Source organism: Mesorhizobium sp. YM1C-6-2 (genome assembly GCF_003666685.1).
Classification (GTDB): domain Bacteria; phylum Pseudomonadota; class Alphaproteobacteria; order Rhizobiales; family Rhizobiaceae; genus Mesorhizobium_K.
The window spans coordinates 262652-281777 of sequence record NZ_RCIZ01000001.1 but is presented as its reverse complement, the minus strand read 5'-3'; the positions used below and the strand labels follow the sequence as shown (position 1 = coordinate 281777).

16 protein-coding genes are annotated in these 19126 nt (G+C 66.8%); 15 read left to right on the top strand and 1 reads right to left on the bottom strand.

From position 1 onward, the window contains the following. Positions 1-76 precede the first annotated feature (76 nt). The 10 genes from aroA to D8676_RS01320 all read left to right on the top strand — a co-directional run bounded on the left by aroA (position 77) and on the right by D8676_RS01320 (position 11219). Positions 77-1417 carry a 3-phosphoshikimate 1-carboxyvinyltransferase gene (gene aroA / locus D8676_RS01365; RefSeq protein WP_121579041.1) on the top strand — a complete coding sequence of 447 codons (1341 nt, stop codon included), beginning with the start codon at positions 77-79 and terminating at the stop codon, positions 1415-1417. A 31-nt stretch (positions 1418-1448) separates the two neighbouring features. Then, positions 1449-2846 carry an MATE family efflux transporter gene (locus D8676_RS01360; protein WP_121579040.1) on the top strand — a complete coding sequence of 466 codons (1398 nt, stop codon included), beginning with the start codon at positions 1449-1451 and terminating at the stop codon, positions 2844-2846. Positions 2847-2953: 107 nt separating this feature from the next. After that, on the top strand, positions 2954-3430 hold the full coding sequence (locus D8676_RS01355; RefSeq protein WP_121579039.1) for a hypothetical protein: 477 nt from the start codon (positions 2954-2956) through the stop codon (positions 3428-3430). A gap of 159 nt (positions 3431-3589) precedes the next feature. Continuing rightward, a complete protein-coding gene (gene pncB, locus D8676_RS01350; protein WP_121579038.1) occupies positions 3590-4897 on the top strand; it encodes a nicotinate phosphoribosyltransferase in 1308 nt (435 codons plus the stop codon). Between the two features lie 111 nt (positions 4898-5008). Continuing rightward, on the top strand, positions 5009-6391 hold the full coding sequence (locus tag D8676_RS01345) for a hypothetical protein (RefSeq protein ID WP_245426511.1): 1383 nt from the start codon (positions 5009-5011) through the stop codon (positions 6389-6391). 140 nt (positions 6392-6531) lie between these two features. Further along, positions 6532-7854, top strand: a complete 1323-nt coding sequence (locus tag D8676_RS01340) for an ABC transporter substrate-binding protein (RefSeq protein ID WP_121579037.1) — start codon at positions 6532-6534, stop codon at positions 7852-7854. A 57-nt stretch (positions 7855-7911) separates the two neighbouring features. Next, positions 7912-8793: a branched-chain amino acid ABC transporter permease gene (locus D8676_RS01335; RefSeq protein WP_121579036.1), complete on the top strand. Its 882-nt coding sequence runs from the start codon at positions 7912-7914 to the stop codon at positions 8791-8793. Next, the gene (locus D8676_RS01330; protein WP_121579035.1) at positions 8790-9779 is read left to right on the top strand and encodes a branched-chain amino acid ABC transporter permease; all 990 of its coding nucleotides are present in this window, start codon (positions 8790-8792) and stop codon (positions 9777-9779) included. Before D8676_RS01335 ends, D8676_RS01330 begins: the two co-directional genes overlap by 4 nt. Then, positions 9776-10519, top strand: coding sequence for an ABC transporter ATP-binding protein (locus D8676_RS01325; protein WP_121579034.1), 744 nt, complete (start codon positions 9776-9778; stop codon positions 10517-10519). Before D8676_RS01330 ends, D8676_RS01325 begins: the two co-directional genes overlap by 4 nt. Continuing rightward, on the top strand, positions 10512-11219 hold the full coding sequence (locus tag D8676_RS01320) for an ABC transporter ATP-binding protein (RefSeq protein WP_183096918.1): 708 nt from the start codon (positions 10512-10514) through the stop codon (positions 11217-11219). Before D8676_RS01325 ends, D8676_RS01320 begins: the two co-directional genes overlap by 8 nt. A gap of 451 nt (positions 11220-11670) precedes the next feature. Here D8676_RS01320 and pncA read toward each other — a convergent pair whose 3' ends face one another. Beyond that, a complete protein-coding gene (gene pncA, locus D8676_RS01315; RefSeq protein ID WP_121579032.1) occupies positions 11671-12276 on the bottom strand; it encodes a bifunctional nicotinamidase/pyrazinamidase in 606 nt (201 codons plus the stop codon). Positions 12277-12440: 164 nt separating this feature from the next. Between pncA and D8676_RS01310 the strand changes: the two genes are divergently transcribed. Genes D8676_RS01310 through D8676_RS01290 form a run of 5 tightly spaced genes read left to right on the top strand, consistent with a single transcriptional unit; the run spans position 12441 to position 19122 of the window. Then, positions 12441-13301 (top strand): xanthine dehydrogenase family protein subunit M, encoded by an 861-nt coding sequence (locus D8676_RS01310; protein WP_121579031.1) that lies wholly within the window; start codon positions 12441-12443, stop codon positions 13299-13301. Further along, positions 13298-16054, top strand: coding sequence for a molybdopterin-dependent oxidoreductase (locus D8676_RS01305; protein WP_121579030.1), 2757 nt, complete (start codon positions 13298-13300; stop codon positions 16052-16054). The genes D8676_RS01310 and D8676_RS01305 overlap by 4 nt, the downstream gene beginning before the upstream one ends. Next, positions 16051-17589, top strand: a complete 1539-nt coding sequence (locus tag D8676_RS01300) for a 6-hydroxynicotinate reductase (RefSeq protein WP_121579029.1) — start codon at positions 16051-16053, stop codon at positions 17587-17589. Before D8676_RS01305 ends, D8676_RS01300 begins: the two co-directional genes overlap by 4 nt. Continuing rightward, positions 17586-18545: a UPF0280 family protein gene (locus D8676_RS01295; protein WP_121579028.1), complete on the top strand. Its 960-nt coding sequence runs from the start codon at positions 17586-17588 to the stop codon at positions 18543-18545. Before D8676_RS01300 ends, D8676_RS01295 begins: the two co-directional genes overlap by 4 nt. Beyond that, complete coding sequence (locus D8676_RS01290; RefSeq protein ID WP_121579027.1) at positions 18538-19122, top strand: amino acid synthesis family protein; 585 nt, start codon at positions 18538-18540, stop codon at positions 19120-19122. The genes D8676_RS01295 and D8676_RS01290 overlap by 8 nt, the downstream gene beginning before the upstream one ends. Positions 19123-19126: the final 4 nt, after the last annotated feature.

The window sequence follows — 19126 nt, the reverse complement described above, 5'->3', positions numbered from 1 at the left end:
CCGTCGCCCGAAGCCATGATAGGAGACCGGCGAAATTCAGCCTGCCCGGCCGCGGGCGCCTGCCCGAGGAACCGTCATGACACACAACGCAGAACCGCGCCCGGCAGTTGCCCGGCAATCGGAGGCCTTGAGGGGCAAGGCGCGCGTGCCCGGCGACAAGTCGATTTCGCACCGCTCCTTCATGTTCGGCGGCCTCGCCTCCGGCGAGACCCGCATCACCGGCCTGCTCGAGGGCGAGGACGTGATGCGCACCGGCGAGGCGATGAAGGCGATGGGCGCGCGCATCGAGAAAAACGGCAACGAGTGGATCATCAACGGCGTCGGCAATGGCTGCCTGCTCGAACCGCAGGCGCCGCTTGACTTCGGCAATGCCGGCACCGGCTCGCGCCTGACCATGGGCCTGGTCGGCACCTACGACATGGAAACCACCTTCATCGGCGACGCCTCGCTGTCCGGCCGGCCGATGGGCCGCGTGCTGGAGCCGCTGCGCCAGATGGGCGTGCAGGTGGTGAAGGCAGCGCCCGGCGACCGCATGCCGATCACGCTGCGCGGACCGAAGCATGCCGCGCCCATAACCTATCGCGTGCCGATGGCGTCGGCCCAGGTGAAGTCGGCGGTGCTGCTGGCGGGCCTGAACACGCCCGGCGTCACCACCGTCATCGAGCCGACGATGACGCGCGACCACACCGAGAAGATGCTGCAGGGCTTTGGCGCGAACCTCGACGTCGAGACGGACGAGCAAGGCGTGCGCCACATCTTCATCGAGGGCCAGGGCAAGCTCACCGGCCAGACCATCGCCGTACCCGGCGATCCGTCCTCGGCCGGCTTCCCGCTGGTCGCCGCGCTCATCGTGCCGGATTCCGACATAACGATCGAGAACGTGCTGATGAACCCGACCCGCACGGGCCTTCTGCTCACCCTGCAGGAGATGGGCGGCAATATCGAGATCCTGAACCCGCGAGACGCCGGCGGCGAAGATGTCGCCGACCTGCGCGTGCGCTCGTCCGAACTCAGGGGCGTCGTCGTGCCGGCCGCCCGCGCGCCGTCGATGATCGACGAGTATCCGGTGCTCGCGGCCGCCGCCGCCTTCGCCGAAGGCGAGACGCTGATGCAGGGCCTCGAGGAGCTGCGCGTCAAGGAGAGCGACCGGCTGGCCGCCGTCGCGCGCGGGCTCGAGGCCAATGGCGTCGACTGCACCGAGGGCGAGACCACGCTCTCCGTGCGTGGCCGGCCCGGCGGCAAGGGGCTGGGCGGCGGCACCGTGGCGACGCATCTCGACCACCGCATCGCCATGAGCTTCCTGGTGCTCGGACTCGCGACCGAAAAGCCGGTCACCATCGACGACGCCAATATGATCGCGACCAGCTTCCCGGAATTCATGGGGCTGATGAAGGAACTCGGCGCGACGATCGACTGAAGTCGCCGACACCCAACCGACAGGCAAGGCCATGTCTTCGATCGACGCCGGGGTGCGAGCCCCGGGAAATCCGTGGCGCGAGGAAATGCGCGCCATGCTGCAGCTTTCCTGGCCGATGATCCTGACGAATCTCGGCCAGACGGCGATGACGGCGACCGACGTCCTGATGATGGGACGGCTCGGGCCCGACGCGCTTGCCGCCGGTTCGCTCGGCGCCAACCTCTATTTCATGCCGATGATCTTCGGGCTCGGCCTGATGACGGCGGCCTCGCCGATGATCGCCATCGAACTCGGCCGCAAGCGCCATTCGGTGCGTGACGTGCGCCGCACCGTGCGGCAGGGCCTGTGGCTCTCCATCATGGTGTCGATCCCGATCTGGTTCTTCCTGTGGCAGGCCGAGACGATCCTGAAGGCCATGGGGCAGGAGCCGCGGCTGGCCGCCATGGCCGGCTCCTATGTGCACACGCTGATGTGGGCGAATCTGCCATTCTACGGCTACCTGGTGCTGCGCTCCTTCATCTCGGCGCTGGAGCGGCCGCGCTGGGCGCTGGTCATCGTGTTCGCGGCGGTCGCCTTCAACGTGCTCGCCAACTGGTGCCTCATGTTCGGGAATCTGGGCTTCCCGGCGCTCGGCCTGCCGGGGTCCGGCATAGCGACGGCGCTGTCCTCGGCGCTGATGTTCGCGGGCATGGCCTGGGTGGTGAGCTTCGAGCGCCGCTTCCGGCGCTACCGACTGTTCGGCCGCTTCTGGCGGGCTGACTGGCCGCGCCTGAAGGCGTTCCTGAAGCTTGGCTTGCCTATCGCCGCGCTGCTGCTTTTCGAAGTCTCGATCTTCAATGCCTCATCCTTCCTGATGGGGCTGATCAGCGCGGCTTCGATCGCCGCCTATGCGATCGCAATCCAGGTCGCCTCGCTGGCCTTCATGGTGCCGCTGGGCCTCGGCCAGGCGGTGACCGTGCGGGTCGGCCGCGCGCATGGCGCCGGTGACCACGAGGCGGTGACGCGTGCGGGCTGGACTGCCTATGCGATGGGTGTCGGCTTCATGGCGGTGACGGCTTCCGTAATGATCCTGTTCCCGCAGATGTTGATCGCCGCCTTCCTCGACCTCGACGCGCCCGAGAATGCCGAAGTGGTGCGGCTCGCGGCCATCTTCCTCGCCTTCGCCGGCCTGTTCCAGATCGTCGACGGCGCTCAGGCCGTGGGCGGCGGCATGCTGCGCGGCCTGCGCGACACCACCGTGCCGATGATCTATGCGCTGATCGGCTACTGGGGCGTCGGCCTGCCGCTTGGCGCGCTGCTCGCCTTTCCCGTCGGGCTCGAAGGCCGCGGCATCTGGATGGGCCTGTCGGCGGGACTGGCCGTCGTCGCAGTGCTGCTGCTAGTCCGCTGGCTGCGCCGCGACCGGCTGGGGCTCACCCGCCAGGGCTGACCCTTCCGCCCCCGCCCGAGCCACGCGGTAACCCTAACATTGGCCGCCATATGGCTTCGGGACGCGGTCCGCTCTATGTTTGCAGCCGACCTTGCGGGAGCGGGACCATGGCGAATCCTTTCTTCAACTTGTCGGCCATCACTCTGGCGGCGGGTCTCGCGGTTGCCGGCGTCGCTTCGACGCAAGCAGCGCCCGGTTTCGTGCCGGCACCGGCGAGCGTCCTGTCGGATGTCGTGCGGGCACAGGTCGACGCAAAGGTAGTCCGACGCGACAGGTTTCACCGCGACGGCGGCGCCTGGAAGAAGCGGCACCATCATCGCGAGGGGCGGGAAGCACGCGACCGCGACAGCCGCGCCAACCTCTACCGGCCGAAGGCGACGCCGAAATTCGCCTACGACGCGGATGGCAGCCTCCGTGTCCATGACAGCAACCGCCGCTGGAATCGCGATCGCTGGGACGATTGGGATGGCCGGGACTGGCACAAGAAAATGCGTAAACGGCCGCAAATCTACAGGATGAACAGCCTGAACCATCAGGAGCCCTCGCCGGGACTGAGAGGCATCCTGACGGCCGTTCCGGACTGAAGCTAGTCCTGGCAACGCGTCCTTTCCGCCCCCCCTAGCAACGAGTCGCGCCAGCGGTCCTTTCCATCGTGCCAGCGCCGCAAGAAGGGCGCGCGGCTGAAAAATCGATGCTATAGGCGTTCGCTGCCGGAAGAAGCGCCGGCGGAAGAGGAACTGCGCATGGCGACAAGAACCGATATCGCGACACGTGTGTACAACCACACCTGGAAGCTGGATCCGATCGCGCGCAGCCTGCTCGACACGGACTTCTACAAGCTGCTGATGCTGCAGATGATCTGGGGCATGTATCCCAAGGTCGACGCCACCTTCTCGCTGATCAACCGCAAGACCTCCGTCCGGCTCGCCGACGAGATCGACGAGCAGGAGCTGCGCGAGCAGCTCGACCATGCGCGTACGCTGCGTTTCACCAAGAAGGAGATGATCTGGCTGGGCGGCAATACTTTCTACGGCCGCAAGCAGATATTCGAGCCCGAATTCCTGGCGTGGCTGGAGGACTTCCGGCTGCCGGAGTACGAGCTCCGGAAGCGCGACGGGCAATACGAACTCGAATTCCCGGGCCCTTGGATGTACACCACGATGTGGGAGATCCCGGCGCTCGCCATCATCAACGAGTTGCGTTCGCGCACGGCGATGAAGGATTTCGGACCCTTCGCGCTCGACGTGCTCTATGCGCGCGCCAAGGCCAAGATGTGGGACAAGACCGAGCGGCTGCGCGCGCTGCCGGGTATCACGATATCGGATTTCGGTACGCGGCGGCGGCACTCCTTCCTCTGGCAGCGCTGGTGCGTCGAGGCGCTGAAGGAAGGCATCGGCGAAGCCTTCACCGGCACCTCCAATGTGAAGCTCGCCATGGACACCGACCTCGAGGCGCTCGGCACCAACGCGCATGAGTTGCCGATGGTGCTCGCCGCGCTCGCGGACAACGAGGATGAGCTGCGCGCCTCCCCCTACAAGGTTCTGCAGGACTGGCAGCGCTACTATGGCGGCAATCTGCTGATCGTGCTGCCGGACGCCTTCGGCACAACTGCGTTCCTGCGCGACGCGCCGGACTGGGTCGCCGGCTGGACCGGCTTCCGCCCCGACAGCGCGCCGCCGATCGAGGGCGGCGAGAAGATCATTTCGTGGTGGCGCGAGAAGGGCGTCGACCCCAGGAAGAAGCTGCTCATCTTCTCCGACGGGCTGGACGTCGACACGATCGTCGAAACCTACAAGCATTTCCGCGGCAAGGTGCGCATGTCGTTCGGCTGGGGCACCAACCTGACCAATGATTTCGAGGATTGCGCACCGCAGGAGACCGACGGGCTGAACGCCATCTCGCTGGTCTGCAAGGTGACCGAGGCGAACGGGCGGCCCGCGGTCAAGCTTTCCGACAACCCCGCAAAGGCGACCGGCGACCTGCGGGAGATCAAGCGTTATCTGCGTGTCTTCGGCGAGGAAGACCGCGTCGAGCAGCTCGTGAAGGTGTGAGGGTCTGGCGTGGGCCCGTCTGAAGCGAAAGCCTCGCGCGGCGCGCCGCCCATCAAACTCCCCTCCGGCAACATCGGGCGCCTGCTCCGGCAAGGTTTCGCCTTGTCGTGCTTGCTCGCACCTCTCCTCCCCGGCCATGCCTTTGCCCATGCCTCCGACCGGGGTCACGTGCTGCTGCTGCCGACCGGACACTATATCGTCGGCGGGGCGCTGGCGGTGGCGGCGAGCTTTTTCGTGCTGTTCTTCGTTTGGGCGGAGGCGCTGGAAAAGGTCTGGGCTGCAAGGCTGAGGCTTGGCGGCATCTCGGGAGAGGCGCTGCGGCTTCCGCTCAGCCTGATCTCCTTCGTCGTCCTCGCCGTGCTGGTCGCCGCCGGGCTGTTCGGCAGTCGCGACCCGCTCTCAAACCCCTTGCCCCTGACCATTTGGACGCTCCTGTGGGTCGGGCTGACGTTGATCCAAGGCCTGTTCGGAAACTTCTGGGCATGGATCAACCCCTGGTACGGCCCGTGGAGGATCGTGTCGGCGGTGCTCGGCAGAGCGTCGCTTCTGCGGCTCCCTGCGCTGATCGGCATGTGGCCTGCAATGGCGCTTTTCCTCGACTTCGCATGGTTCGAGCTCATCTATCCGGCGCCCGACGATCCCGGGCGGCTCGCCTGGGCGGTGACGATCTACTGGACGTTCAGCTTCGTCATGATGCTCATCTTCGGCTTCGAAGGATGGAGCCGGCGCGGCGAATTCCTCTCTGTGTTCTTCGGCATGGTTGCACGGTTCGGGATTTTGGTGAGAACCCGATCCAAGGACGGAAACGGCGAACTGTTCCTCTGCCTGCCGGGGGCGAAACTCGCCGGCACGCGGGCGCTGCCGTTGAGCGGCACGCTCTTCCTGCTTTTCGCTCTCGCTTCGGTTTCCTTCGACGGGCTGTCGAGAACCTTCTTCTGGTTCGGCCTGAACGGCCTCAACCCGCTCGAATATCCCGGCCGCACCGCGTTGATCGGAACCAACTCGGTCGGACTGATCGCCGCATGCGCGGCGCTCGCCGCCGTTTTCCTTCTCTGCGTCCTCGCCGGCGAACGGCTGGTCGGGAGCCGGCATGCTCTGGCCGGAGTTGCCGGCACCTTCGTGTGGTCGATCGTGCCGATCGCGCTTGCCTATCACTTCTCGCACTATCTCGCAGCTCTGCTGGTCAACGGCCAGTACGCGCTGGTGGCGCTGTCCGATCCCTTTTCGCTCGGCTGGAACCTGTTCGGCACAGCGCATATGCCGGTGATGGCGGCGATCGCGGCCGGCTCCGACGCGGCCTGGACGATCTGGAACGCGCAAGCCGCGGCGATCGTCCTCGGCCACATAATCGCGGTTCTCGCCGCGCACCGCCTGGCTTTCCGTCTGCACGGAACGGCCCGCGCCGCTTTTCTCAGCCAGTTGCCGCTGACCGTGCTGATGATCGCCTATACGGTGCTCGGACTGTGGCTGCTTTCCACCCCGACGGCTGCCTGACATGCCCTTGCGGCAACGATGTTGCCAGCATCCGGATTGATGGATAGTTTTCAGCGACACACGATTTCCTCGCCGCCGCCAAGGGCAGACGGACGGCTGTCTTCCACAGTTCAGGACAACGCGAAACCAGGGGACCCCGCATGACCGACAATCGCGATTCGAGCTCCATTTTCCGCAAGAAGATTTCCCGCCGCAGCACGCTGAAGGGGCTCGGCGCGACAGCCGCGGGACTGGTCGCCGGCCCGATTGTCGCCGGGCCCGGCTTCGTGCGCTACGCGCAGGCCCAGTCCTCGGCGCCGATCAAGATCGGCTTCCAGGCGCACCGCACCGGCATCGGCGCCGCCTACGGCCGCTGGTACGAGAAGACCACCAACGCCGCGATCAAGGCGATCAACGACGCCGGCGGCATTACTGGACGGCCGGTCGAGATAATCGTCGAGGACGACGGCACCGATCCCGGCCGCGGCGCGGAAGTGGTCGGCAAGTTCGCGACCCAGCACAAGGTGGACGTCGCCTACGGCACTCTGTTCTCCCACGTCGTCATCGGCTCCGCCCCGGTGGCCGGCGAATTCAAGCTGCCCTACTTCGTCGTGTCGGAAGGCCACCACGTCGCGTCGACCAAGCTCAATCGCTACGTCTTCCAGCCCGGCATCACCGACGTGAAGAGCCAGATCCAGGCGATGGCGCCGTGGATCGCCGCCAATGCCGGCAAGAAGGTCTGCCAGATCTTCCCCGACTTCGCCTTCGGCTATGACCACCGCGACTACCTGCCGCCGGCGCTCAAGGCGCAAGGGGCGGACGTGGTGGCACAGATCGCCATTCCGCCGACGGAAAGCAGTTTCACCAAATACTTCCCGCAGATTCCCTCCGACACCGACGTCATCTATCACGTGATGGTCGGGCCGGCAGTGCTGACCTTCGTCAAGGAACTCGGCGAGTTCTACGGCTCCAACCGGCCGCAACTCTTCGGCTTCATCGACAGCCTGGAGGCGGTGGACATCAACAGCCCCGGCCTCGAATTCCTGGACGGCAGCCATTTCTGGGAAGGCGCGCCGCGCTATGCGCAGGCCGACGACAGCGATGCCATGAAGGCCTATCGCGCAGCGGTCGGCATCGACGACAACGGCGCGTCCGTGGACGATCCGAAGGACGTCTCGACCGCCGCGCACATGTTCGGCTGCTGGGAGACGCTCTACGTCATCAAGAAGGCGATGGAGGATGCCGGCTACAAGGGTCCGGAGGACCGCGCCAAGCTCGTCGAGGCGACCGAGGCGCTGACCGAATTCGCCGAGGGGCCGGAGCACCCGCAAGGCAAGAAGACCTTCAACGGCAAGATCCACCAGTGCTTCGGCATCCAGAACATCTCCAAGGTCGAGGACGGCAAGCTCAAGGTCGTGCACAAGACCTCGATCGAGGACGGACTCTACGAGCCCGAAGGCGACTACACGACCCAGGCGCTGTGATATCCAGTCGTGAAGGATTGTTTGCACGAGAGCACACAAGCGACCACAACTGACTGAATGGCCTTCGGACCGCATCTTCTGCTCGCCACTCTGGAGGGCCTGGTTACCGCGGCAGTGCTGGCGCTGACGGCGCTGGGGCTGTCGCTGGTGTTCGGCGTGATGCGCGTCGTCAACGTGGCGCATGGCGAGTTCTTCATGCTGGGCGCGGTGCTCGCCTGGGCGGTCGCCTCGGCTTTCGGCGGCCATCCCGCGGTCGGTTTCGTCGCCGCGCTCGTCGTCGCGCCGCTGATCGTCGGCGCGCTGGCGCTCGTGGCCGACCTCCTGGTGCTGAAACGCCTGAACTACAATCCGGAAGCCACCATCGTCGCCACGATCGGCCTGCTCTACATCATCCAGCAGGCCGCGCTCAGCTTCTACGGACCCGAGGCGCGGCCGGTCGAGGCGCCGTTCAGCTACCGCGTGCTGCTGCCCTGGTTCGGCTACTCCGGCTACAAGCTGGCCGTGATCGGAGCCTCGATCCTGCTTCTGCTGGCCACCTGGTTCGTGCTGGCGCGCACCAGGATCGGCATGGTGATGCGCGCCACCCAATATGACAGCGAGACGGCGCAGGCCTTCGGCATCCCGGTCGACCGGGTCTATGCGGGCGTCTTCGCCGTCGGCGCGATGCTCGCGGCCGTCGCCGCCGTGCTCATCGTGCCGACCAGCCAGGCGCACTACCTGATGGGGCGCGACCCGCTGCTCCTCTCCTTCATCGTCGTCATCATCGGCGGGCTCGGCAGTCTGCGCGGCACGGTGGTGGCGGCGCTGCTGATCGGCGTTTCGGACGGCATCATCTCGGTGTTCTTCTCGCCGACGCTCGCCAAGATCATCGCCACGCTCGCGGTCGCCATGGTGCTCGTCTTCCGCCCGCAGGGCCTGTTCGGAACGGCTGCGCGATGAAGAATGACGACGGAGCCGGCAAGGCGATCACGCTGCATGCCGGCGTCATCGCGGTGCTCGTCGCGCTGAACTTCGTGCTGCCGGACTATCATCACGGCGTGATGGCGCGCGTGCTGGTGCTCGCGGTCTACGCGATGGGCTACAATTTGCTGTTCGGCTATGCCGGCCTGCTCAGCCTCGGCCACGCCATGTTCTTCGCCGCCGGCCTCTATGGCGCGGGACTGACCATGTACCATTTGAACTGGGGCGTACCCTCGGCCTTCATCGCGGGCCTCGTCGCCGGCGTGCTCCTGTCGCTCGTCATCGGCGTCCTGGCGCTGCGCACGAAAGGCGTCGCCTTCATGATCGTGACGATGATGTTCGCGCAGGTTGCCTATCTGCTCGTCTACTATTTCGGCACGTGGACGCGCGGCGACGAAGGGCTGGTCATCCAGCAGCAGGCGCGGGCGATCGAGTTTGGCGCGACGCGGCTCGACCTCACCGATCCGACGACGCGCTACATGGCGGCGCTTCTCCTCTTCTCGGTCGTGCTCGTCATCACGCTGATCGTCGTCCGCTCCTCCTTCGGACGCGTACTCGTCGCCATCCGCGAGAACGAGGAGCGGACGAAGATGCTGGGCTACGACACCTTCGCCAACAAGCTCGCCGCGATGGTCGCCTCGGGCGCCATCTGCGCGGCGGCGGGCGCAGCCTATGTCATCCTGTTCGGCTATGTCGGCTCGACGCTCGCCTCGGTGCAATATTCGATCCTGCCATTGCTCTGGGTGCTGCTCGGCGGCGCTGCGACCACACTCGGGCCGCTCGTCGGCACGGTGCTGATGTACTATCTCATCGACGGCTCGAGCGACCTGCTCAAGGCCTACCTGCCCGGATGGAACGTCAGCTATCTCGGCATCGTCGGCGTGGCGCTGATCCTCCTCGTCCTGTTTTTCCCGAAAGGTCTTCTCGGCACGGTCCGCGACCGCTTCGCGAGGTGGCTGCCATGACGCCGCTGCTGACGACCAGAGGCCTCAGCCGCCATTTTGGCGGACTGAAGGCGGTGGACGGCGTCGACTTCGCCGTGGTGCCTGGCGAGATCCGCGCGATCATCGGACCGAACGGCGCCGGCAAGACGACCTTCGTCAGCCTGATCTGCGGCAGGGTCGAGCCGACCTCCGGCATCATCGTCTTCGACGGCCAGGACATCACCAACATGCCGCCGCACCGGCGGGTGAGGCAGGGCATCGCCTATACGTTCCAGATCACCAGCGTGTTCGCCCATCTCACCGCCTATGACAATGTCGCGCTGCCGGTGCAGCGCACGCTTGCCGACGGCAGGCGGCACGGCGCGGTGCATGCCGGCGTGATGTCGGCGCTGTCGCGTGTCGGGCTCGCCGGGCGCGAACACAGCATTGCCGGGACGCTCTCATACGGGCACCAGCGGCTGCTGGAGGTCGCGATGGGCCTGGCGCTGAAGCCGCGCCTGCTCATCCTCGACGAACCGACGCAAGGGCTTTCGGACGGCGAGATCGAGAACTTCATCTCGCTGGTGCGCGAGATCGCGCGCGACGCCACCGTGCTGCTCATCGAGCACAACATGCCTGTCGTGATGGAGCTTGCCGACCGCATCACGGTGATGAACGCCGGCAAGATCCTCGCCGAAGGAACGCCGGAGCAGATCCGCGCCAATGCCGACGTGCAGCATGCCTATCTGGGCACGCCCGAGGAGGCCGATGCCGATGGCTGACGCGCTGGTCATCACGGGTCTCGACTGCTTCTACGAGGATACGCAGATCCTCTACGGGCTCGGTTTCTCGCTCCGGCAGGGCGAGGTGCATTGCCTGCTCGGGCGCAACGGCGCCGGCAAGACGACGGCGCTGAAGGCGATCATGGGGCTGGTGCCGGCGCGCGCAGGCTCGATCCGGCTGGACGGGGTGGAACTGACGGAACTGCCGCCGCACGAGGTGCCCAAGGCCGGCGTCGCCTATGTGCCGCAGGGCAGGCGGCTCTTCGCCGAGATGACGGTGGCGGAGAACATCGAGATCGGCCTGATGGCGAGGAACAAGGGCGCTGCCGTTCGCGACGCGGTGCTCGACCTGTTCCCCATCCTGCGCGAGCGGCTGAAACAGCGGTCGGGTACGCTGTCGGGCGGCGAGCAGCAGATGCTCGCCATGGCGCGCGCGCTCTGCCTGGAGCCGCAGGTGCTTCTGCTCGACGAGCCGACCGAGGGGCTGATGCCCTCGATGATCGCGAAAATCCGCGAGACGGTGACTCGGCTCCGCGCGCGCGGCGTCTCGACCATCCTGGTCGAGCAGCGCGTCGACGCCGTGCTGCCGGTCGCCGACCGCGTCTCCTTCATCGAGAACGGGCGCGTCCGCGAAACGGTCGAAGTCGACCGGCTGCGCGACGAGCCGGAGCTGGTGAAACGCTATGTCGGCGTGAGCTGACTGTTTCCTCACCGATTTCTTTCTCAACCGCGCGTTTCGTCGTTGCCACGCCCTGCTTTCGCAGTCTGGCCATTGTGGGAGGCGGCGCATGGCTGCGACGTCTTCTATTTTTGTTATTCGACGCGCAGCCATGCGCCGCCGGCGTTTTTCCCGCTGCCGTGCCCGGCCCATCCCCTTCCGATAGGCTGGAGGAGCGGGCGCGCAGGCCAGCATCGGGACCGGAGCCGCCCGTGCGACCAACACGGGACGCGATCCAGCGCCACACTTGCCTGGATGGAGGTCGTGCACACCCGTTCCCACAAGCAAGCTGCTGAGGCGAAGTATGGGGGAGGCGAAAGGATTGTGAATGAACTGGCCCGGCGCGAGCGGGCAGAAATCGGACAAGCGATTGATTTCACGCCTTTAAAATTCTTCCGGCGCCGGAAATCTGTTCACGTCGCGGTGGCCGGGGTCAGCCGTCGAGCAGCTTCACGCCCGCGGCCTTCATTTCCGACACCATCGTGGCGACCGATCCGCCGAGGTCGATGCCGCGGCAGGCATCGAGCCTGATGTTGGTGGTGAAGCCGCGTCCCACCGAATCCAGCGCCGAATAGGCGACGCAGTAGTCGGTTGCCAGGCCGGCGATGGTGACGGTGCGGATGCCGCGCTCGCGCAGATAGCCGGCAAGGCCGGTTTGCGTCTTGTGATCGTTTTCGAAGAAGGCAGAGTAGCTGTCGATCGCCGGACGAAAACCCTTGCGGATGATGAGCTCGGCCTTGTCGTGCACGAAGCCCGGATGGAACTCGGCGCCGCGCGTGCCCTGCACGCAGTGATCCGGCCAGAGCGTCTGCGGGCCGTAGGCCATCTGGACCGTCTCGAAAGGGTTCTTGCCGGGATGGCTCGACGCAAAGCTCGAATGATGCGCGGGATGCCAGTCCTGGGTCAGGATGACATGCTCGAAGTCGTGCACGAGCCTGTTGATGATGGGCACGATCTCGTCGCCGCCCGCCACCCCGAGCGCACCGCCCGGGCAGAAATCATTCTGCAGGTCGACAACGATCAATGCCTCGGAAGCCATCAGTTTCTCCTTGCCCCACAGCGGAAAGTCCGCGGCGCGAAGTTCGGCTGTAAGAGCGCTGGCGTCAAGGTCGTGCTTTGACTTTCGAAGGGGCGCTGATATCATTTGCATACGAACGATTTTGCAGGCCCAAGGTTTACCGATCCAGCGCCGCGAGGCATTGCGTGATCCGTTACGCGAAACCAAGCACACTCGATGAAGCACTGGCGCTGCTGGGCGAAGCGCGCTGGAAAATCCTCGCCGGCGGCACCGATTTCTATCCGGCGCTCGGCAATCGCCCGCTTTCGGACAATGTGCTCGACATCAACGGTCTCGACGAGCTGCGCGGCGTCTCGGAAACCGCATCGCATGTCGTCATCGGCGCGCGGACGACCTGGACAGATCTCATCCGCCATCCGCTGCCGGCGGCCTTCGACGCGCTGAAGCAGGCGGCGCGCGAAGTCGGCTCGGTGCAGATCCAGAACGTCGCTTCAGTCGCCGGCAATCTCTGCAACGCGTCGCCCGCCGCCGACGGAGCGCCGGCGCTGCTGGTACTCGACGCCGAGGTGGAACTGCGCTCGCGCGCCGGCTCGCGCATGCTGCCGCTGCAAGACTTCATCCTTGGCAATCGCCGCACGGCGATCGAGCCCGGCGAGATCGTCACGGCGATCCGGATTCCGAAGGCATCCATCGCCGGCTCCTCATCATTCCAGAAGCTCGGAGCCCGGCGCTATCTCGTCATCTCGATCGCCATGGCGGCGGCACGGATGGTCATTGGCACAGATGGACGGATCGAGCGCGCAGTAATCGCAGTCGGCGCCTGCTCGGCGGTGGCGCAGAGACTGCCAGAGCTGGAGGCGGCACTGGTCGGGTCGCGGCCCGGCCGCGAAGCCGAGCAAGCGGTCGCGGCGGTCTTGTTCGCCGAACTTTCGCCCATAGACGATGTGCGCGGCAGCGCCGACTATCGCCGCGGGGCGGCGCGGGAGATCGTGCTGCGCGCATTGAGAGGCGCGCTTGGCGAAGCCGATGCGGAGATCGCCGCATGAACGCGCACGATCCTATCGTCGGACAGGCCATCACATTCGAGGTGAACGGCGAGCCCGTCTCGGTGCGGGCGCATCCCGTCACCCGGCTGTCGTCCCTGTTGCGCGACGAGCTCGGGCTCACCGGCACAAAGGTCGGATGCGACGCGGGCGACTGCGGGGCCTGCACCGTGCTGCTGGACGGCGAGCCGGCCTGCGCCTGCCTGGTGCCCGCCGCCTCGGCCGAGGGACGGTCGGTGCGTACCGTCGAGGGCCTCGCCAACGGCCGGCTGTCGGCGCTGCAGGCTTCGTTCCTCGAGCATGGCGCGGCGCAATGCGGCATCTGCACGCCCGGCCTGCTGGTGACGGCGACGGCGCTGCTGGAGAAGAATGCGCGGCCGTCGGAGGACGCGGTCAAGGATGCGCTCGGCGGCGTGCTCTGCCGCTGCACCGGCTATCGCAAGATCATCGCCGCGGTGATGGAAGCGTGGCGGCATGACGGCGCCCTCGACCGACGCCTGCCGGAGTCCGGCAAGGCGGTCGGCGCGGCGGCCGTGCGATTGGACGGCGTGCCGAAAGTGACCGGCGCCGAAAAATTCGGCGCCGACGGTTTTCCGGAAAATGCGCTGTCGGTGCTGGTGGTGCGCTCGCCGCACTACAAGGCCCGCTTCCGCTTGGGCGATCTCGATGGTTTCGTGCAGAAGCGGCCCGGCATCGTCGCGGTGTTCACGGCGGCGGACATTCCGGGGAAGAACTGTTTCGGCGCAATCCCGTCCTTTGCCGACCAGCCGGCGCTGGCGGAAAATTCCGTGCGCTTCCGCGGCGAGGCGGTGGCGCTGATCGCCGGCGAGCGGACGGCTATCGCAAGCCTCGACCTGGCAAAATTCCCCATCGAATGGAGCGAGGAGCCGCACACGCTCGACCCGTGCGAGGCGGCGAAGGAAGATGCGGCCCTGCTGCATGACGGCCGGCCGGGCAATGTGCTGACCAAGGGAATGGTCGAGCGCGGCGACCCCGACGCGGCGCTGAAAGGCGCGGCGCATGTCGTCTCCGGCGCGATCGAGACCGCCTATGTCGAGCATGCCTATATCGAGCCCGAGGCCGGCTTCGCGCATATGGACGGCGACACGCTGGTGGTGTCGGCCTGCACGCAGGCGCCGCATATGGACCGCGACGACACCGCGCTGGTGCTCGGACTGCCGGTCGAGAAGGTGCGCATCGTGCCGGCGGCGACCGGCGGCGGCTTCGGCTCCAAGATCGACGTCTCGCTGCAGCCGCTGATCGGCCTGGTGGCGCTGAAGACCGGGCGGCCGGCCGCGCTCGCCTATACGCGGCAGGAATCGATGATGTCGACCACCAAGCGGCATCCGGCCTCGATGACGGCGGCGATCGGCGCGGACACGGACGGCAAGGTCCTGGGCATGGTCTTTTCGGGCGACTTCAACACGGGAGCCTATGCGAGTTTCGGGCCGACGGTGGCGAACCGCGTCCCCGTGCATGCGTCGGGCCCATACCTGACGCCGAACTATCGCGCCGAGGGCCGCGCCATCCATACCAACGGGCCGGTGTCGGGCGCCTTCCGCGGTTTTGGCGTGCCGCAGGCGACGATCATCCAGGAAACGCTCTATGACGAGCTCGCCGGAAAGCTCGGCATGGACCGGCTGGCCTTCCGGCTGAAGAATGCGCTCACCGACGGCGACGAGACGGTGACCGGACAGAGACTGGAGAGCGTCGGAATCCTCGCCTGCCTTGAAGCGCTGCAACCACACTGGACGCGCGCGCTGGCCGAGGCGGAGGCCTTCAACGCCGCGCATGAAAGTAGGAAGCGCGGCGTCGGCGTGGCGTCATGCTGGTATGGCTGCGGCAACACCTCGATCGCCAACCCCTCGACCATCAAGGCTGGCATCTCGCGCGACGGCGGCGCGATGCTGCACCAGGGCGCGGTCGACATCGGCCAGGGTTCCAACACGGTCATCGCGCAGATCTTCGCCGACGCGCTCGGCGTGCCTCTGGCGGAGATAAAGCTGGTCGGCGCAGATACGGCAATCACGCCAGACGCCGGCAAGACCTCGGCCTCGCGCCAGACCTTCATCTCAGGCAAGGCGGCCGAGAAGGCGGCTAAGGCGCTGCGCGAAAAGATCCTGCGCTTCGCCAATGTCTCGCCCGAGGCGGCGCTCGCCTTCGAGCCGGGCGTGGTGGTGGTCCGCGAGGATGAGGCCGTCAGGCGGATCGATCTCGCCAGCCTGCCTGCGGACGGCGAGGGTTATGTGTTCTCGGCGGTGGAGACCTACGACCCGCCGACCCTGCCGCTCGACGAGAAGGGGCAGGGAAAACCCTATGCGGTCTATGGCTGGGGCGCGCAGGTCGCCGAACTCGAGGTCGACATGAAGCTCGGCACGGTGAAGCTGATCAAGATCACGGCGGCGCATGATGTCGGCCGGGCGATCAACCCGCTGCTGGTCGAGGGACAGATCGAGGGCGGCATCGCGCAGGGCATCGGCATGGCGCTGATGGAGGAATACATCCCCGGCCGCACCGAGAACCTGCACGACTATCTGATCCCGACGATCGGCGACGTGCCGCCGATCGAGTCGATCCTCGTCGAGGTGCCCGATCCCGAAGGGCCGTATGGGGCGAAGGGGCTCGGCGAACATGTGCTGATCCCCACCGCGCCGGCGATCCTCAACGCCATCCGCCATGCGACCGGCGTGCTGGTGACCAAAGTGCCGGCGACGCCGACGCGGGTGCTGGCGGCGATCAGGGAGGCGCGGCCGTGAGCGAGCTCTCCGAACGTTTCGAGACGCATGAGGCTGGCGAGAAGCAGGTGGCGGAGAAGATCCGCTGCGATGCCTGTCCTGTCATGTGCTACATCGCAGACGGCCGCTCCGGCGCCTGCGACCGCTACGGCAATGTCGGCGGCAGGATCGTCAGGCTCGATCCGCTGACCATCCTCGAACAGCGCGCCGGAACCGGCGGCGAGGCGGTGGCTTTCGACGCCGGAGAGGCGGGCGGCGGCGAACTGGTCAACACGGGACAACGCTTCGTCACGGCGATCGGCGCCGGCACCACCTATCCCGACTACAAGCCGGCGCCCTTCATCGTTTCCCAGGAGGTCGAGGGCGTCGATCTGGTGACGGTGGTGACGGAGGGCATCTTCTCCTATTGCGGCGTCAAGGTGAAGATCGACACCGACCGCCATCTCGGTCCGGAGGCGGCGACGGTGCGGGCGCAAGGCGAGGCGGTCGGCCATGTGACGACGGGCGAATACGGCTCGCAGATGCTGTCGCTCGGCGGCGTGCATCATCTGACCGGCGGCTCGAAACAGGAGGGGCGCGCCACCTGCGACGCGCTGCTCAACCTCTGCAACAAGCAGGCGGTGGAGCTCTCCATCGACGGCGGCGCCAGCGTGGTGGTGCAGGCGGGCAAGCCGCCGGTCATCGACGGCAAGCTGGAAAACCGCATGCGCGTCGGCTGCGGCTCGGCGACGATCGGCATGTTCGCGGCGCAGTGGCGCGGCTTGGTCGACGAGGTGGTGGTGGTGGACGACCACATCACCGGCGTGGTGTCCGAGCACCAGGCCGGCAAGGTGCTGGGATGGGAGGACACCGGGATAAAAATCATCGGCAGGCGCTCGACGCCCGGCCGCTATTTCAAGGTGTCGGAACCGGGGCTCGGCTGGGGCGGCACGACGATCTCCGACCCGCTGTCGATCCTCGGCGAGTGGAACCCGAAGAAGGGCGCACGTCCGGGCATGTCGCTGCTGATGGTGTCCACCACTGGCGAACAGTTCGCTTATTACGAGCTCGACGAGGCGCTGAAGCCGGTCGAAAGACCGTTCCCGGAGCGGCTCAGGAAATCGGTCGAGCTGATCGAGGAGAATTGCGAGCCGGCGCTCTGCACCGTGCTTTTCGTCGGCGGCGCCGGCGGCTCGCTCAGGGCCGGCGTGGTCGAGAATCCGGTGCGGCTGACGCGCTCGGTGCAGGGCCTGAGGACCTATGTGACGGTCGGCGGCGCGCCCGTCTATGTCTGGCCGGGCGGCGGCATCACGCTGATGGTCGACGTGTCGCGCGTACCCGACAACGCCTTCGGCTACGTGCCGACGCCGGCGCTGGTGGCGCCGATCGAATTCACGCTGAGTCGCGACGACTATGTGGCGCTCGGCGGCCACGCCGATGCAATCCGCAGCGTCGAGGACGTCATCGAGAAGGGCGGCGAATATTTCAACCCGCGCCGGGAGACGGCGGCGTCCGGGGCAAATCCGTGGCCGCCGCTGGCGCAATTGCATCGGGACGCCGGAGGCCGCTCCACATGACCGGGCCGCAGGCGAAGATGCTTCCGGACGGGCGGCGGCTGCACCTCAACCACGGACCGATCGACCTGATCATCGAGGCGTTCGGCGAGGCCGCGGAGGTGCGCGCGGCGTACGGACAGGCGACGGTGCGTTTCCGAACGATCCTTGCCGAACTGGTCGAGGAATTGCCGGCGTTGCGGAGTGCGGCGACGATGAGGCCGCGTGTGTTCCAGGGCATGACGGCGCGGCGCATGGAGGCGGCGGTCGCGCCGCTTGCCGGCAACAATTTCATCACGCCGATGGCGGCGGTCGCCGGTTCGGTAGCCGACGAAATGCTTGCCGCGATGCTGGCCGGGCGAAGGCTGGACAAAGCCTATGTCAACAATGGCGGCGACAGCGCGCTGCACCTTGCGCCCGGCGAGTCGATGCGGCTGGCGATCGCCGGCACCGGCAAGGGTTTTGCCGACCGCATCCTGATCCGCGCCGAAGACCCGGTGCGCGGCGTGGCGACCAGCGGCTGGCGCGGGCGCAGCTTTTCGCTGGGGATCGCCGATGCGGTGACCGTGCTGGCGCGGACGGGTGCTGCGGCGGACGCAGCGGCGACCATCATCGCCAATGCCGTCGACCTGCCCGGCCATCCGGCGGTGAGGCGCGAGCCTGCCCGCGCGCTGGTGCCCGACAGCGACCTCGGCGAGAGGCTGGTGACGACAAACGTCGGCGCTCTTTCCGAGCTTGACGTGGCGACGGCGCTGGACGCCGGGCTAGCAGCCGCGCAGACATTGCAGCGACGCGGGCTGATCGAGGCGGCGGCGCTGTTCCTGAACGGCAAGGCGAGGATTTGCGGGGCATTGTCGGCGGCTCAGGAATTCGGCTCCTTCGTCAGGCCACCCCTTCGACAAGCTCAGGCCGATCCCTCAAAGCGGAGGCCGGGCGAGCGCGAATTTTCGAAAACAGTTCAAGAGGCAAGACATGGCTGAATTTCCGGTGCGCAAGATTCAGGTGATCACCGAGGAGATCTTTCACGAGGGCGGACCTGCGCCCGAAGAGCCGCGCCTGCGCGCCGCGGCGATGGCGCTGGTGAAGAACCCCTTCGCCGGACGCTATGTCGAGCGGCTGCAATCGGCGATGGAGGATCTGAAGCCGCTCGGCCTGCTGCTTTCCGACAAGCTCATCGATGCACTCGGCGGCGTCCCGTCGCGGATCGACGGCTACGGCAAGGGTGCGATAGCAGGCACCGCCGGCGAGCTCGAACATTGCGCGCTGTGGCATGTGCCGGGCGGCTATGCGATGCGCGACCGGCTGGGCGGCGCCAAGGCGATCGTGCCGTCCGCCACCAAGGTCGGCGCCTTCGGCTCGCGGCTCGACGTGCCGCTCGGCCACACCAACGCCGCCTATGTGCGCAGCCATTTCGATGCGATGGAGGTGGGCATCGCCGACGGTCCGCGTCCGGACGAAATCCTCTTCATCCTCGCCATGTCGATCGGCCCGCGCGTGCACAACCGCATGGGCGGGCTGGCGGCCGACGAGATCAAGGCATGGGACGGGCTGCGATGACGGG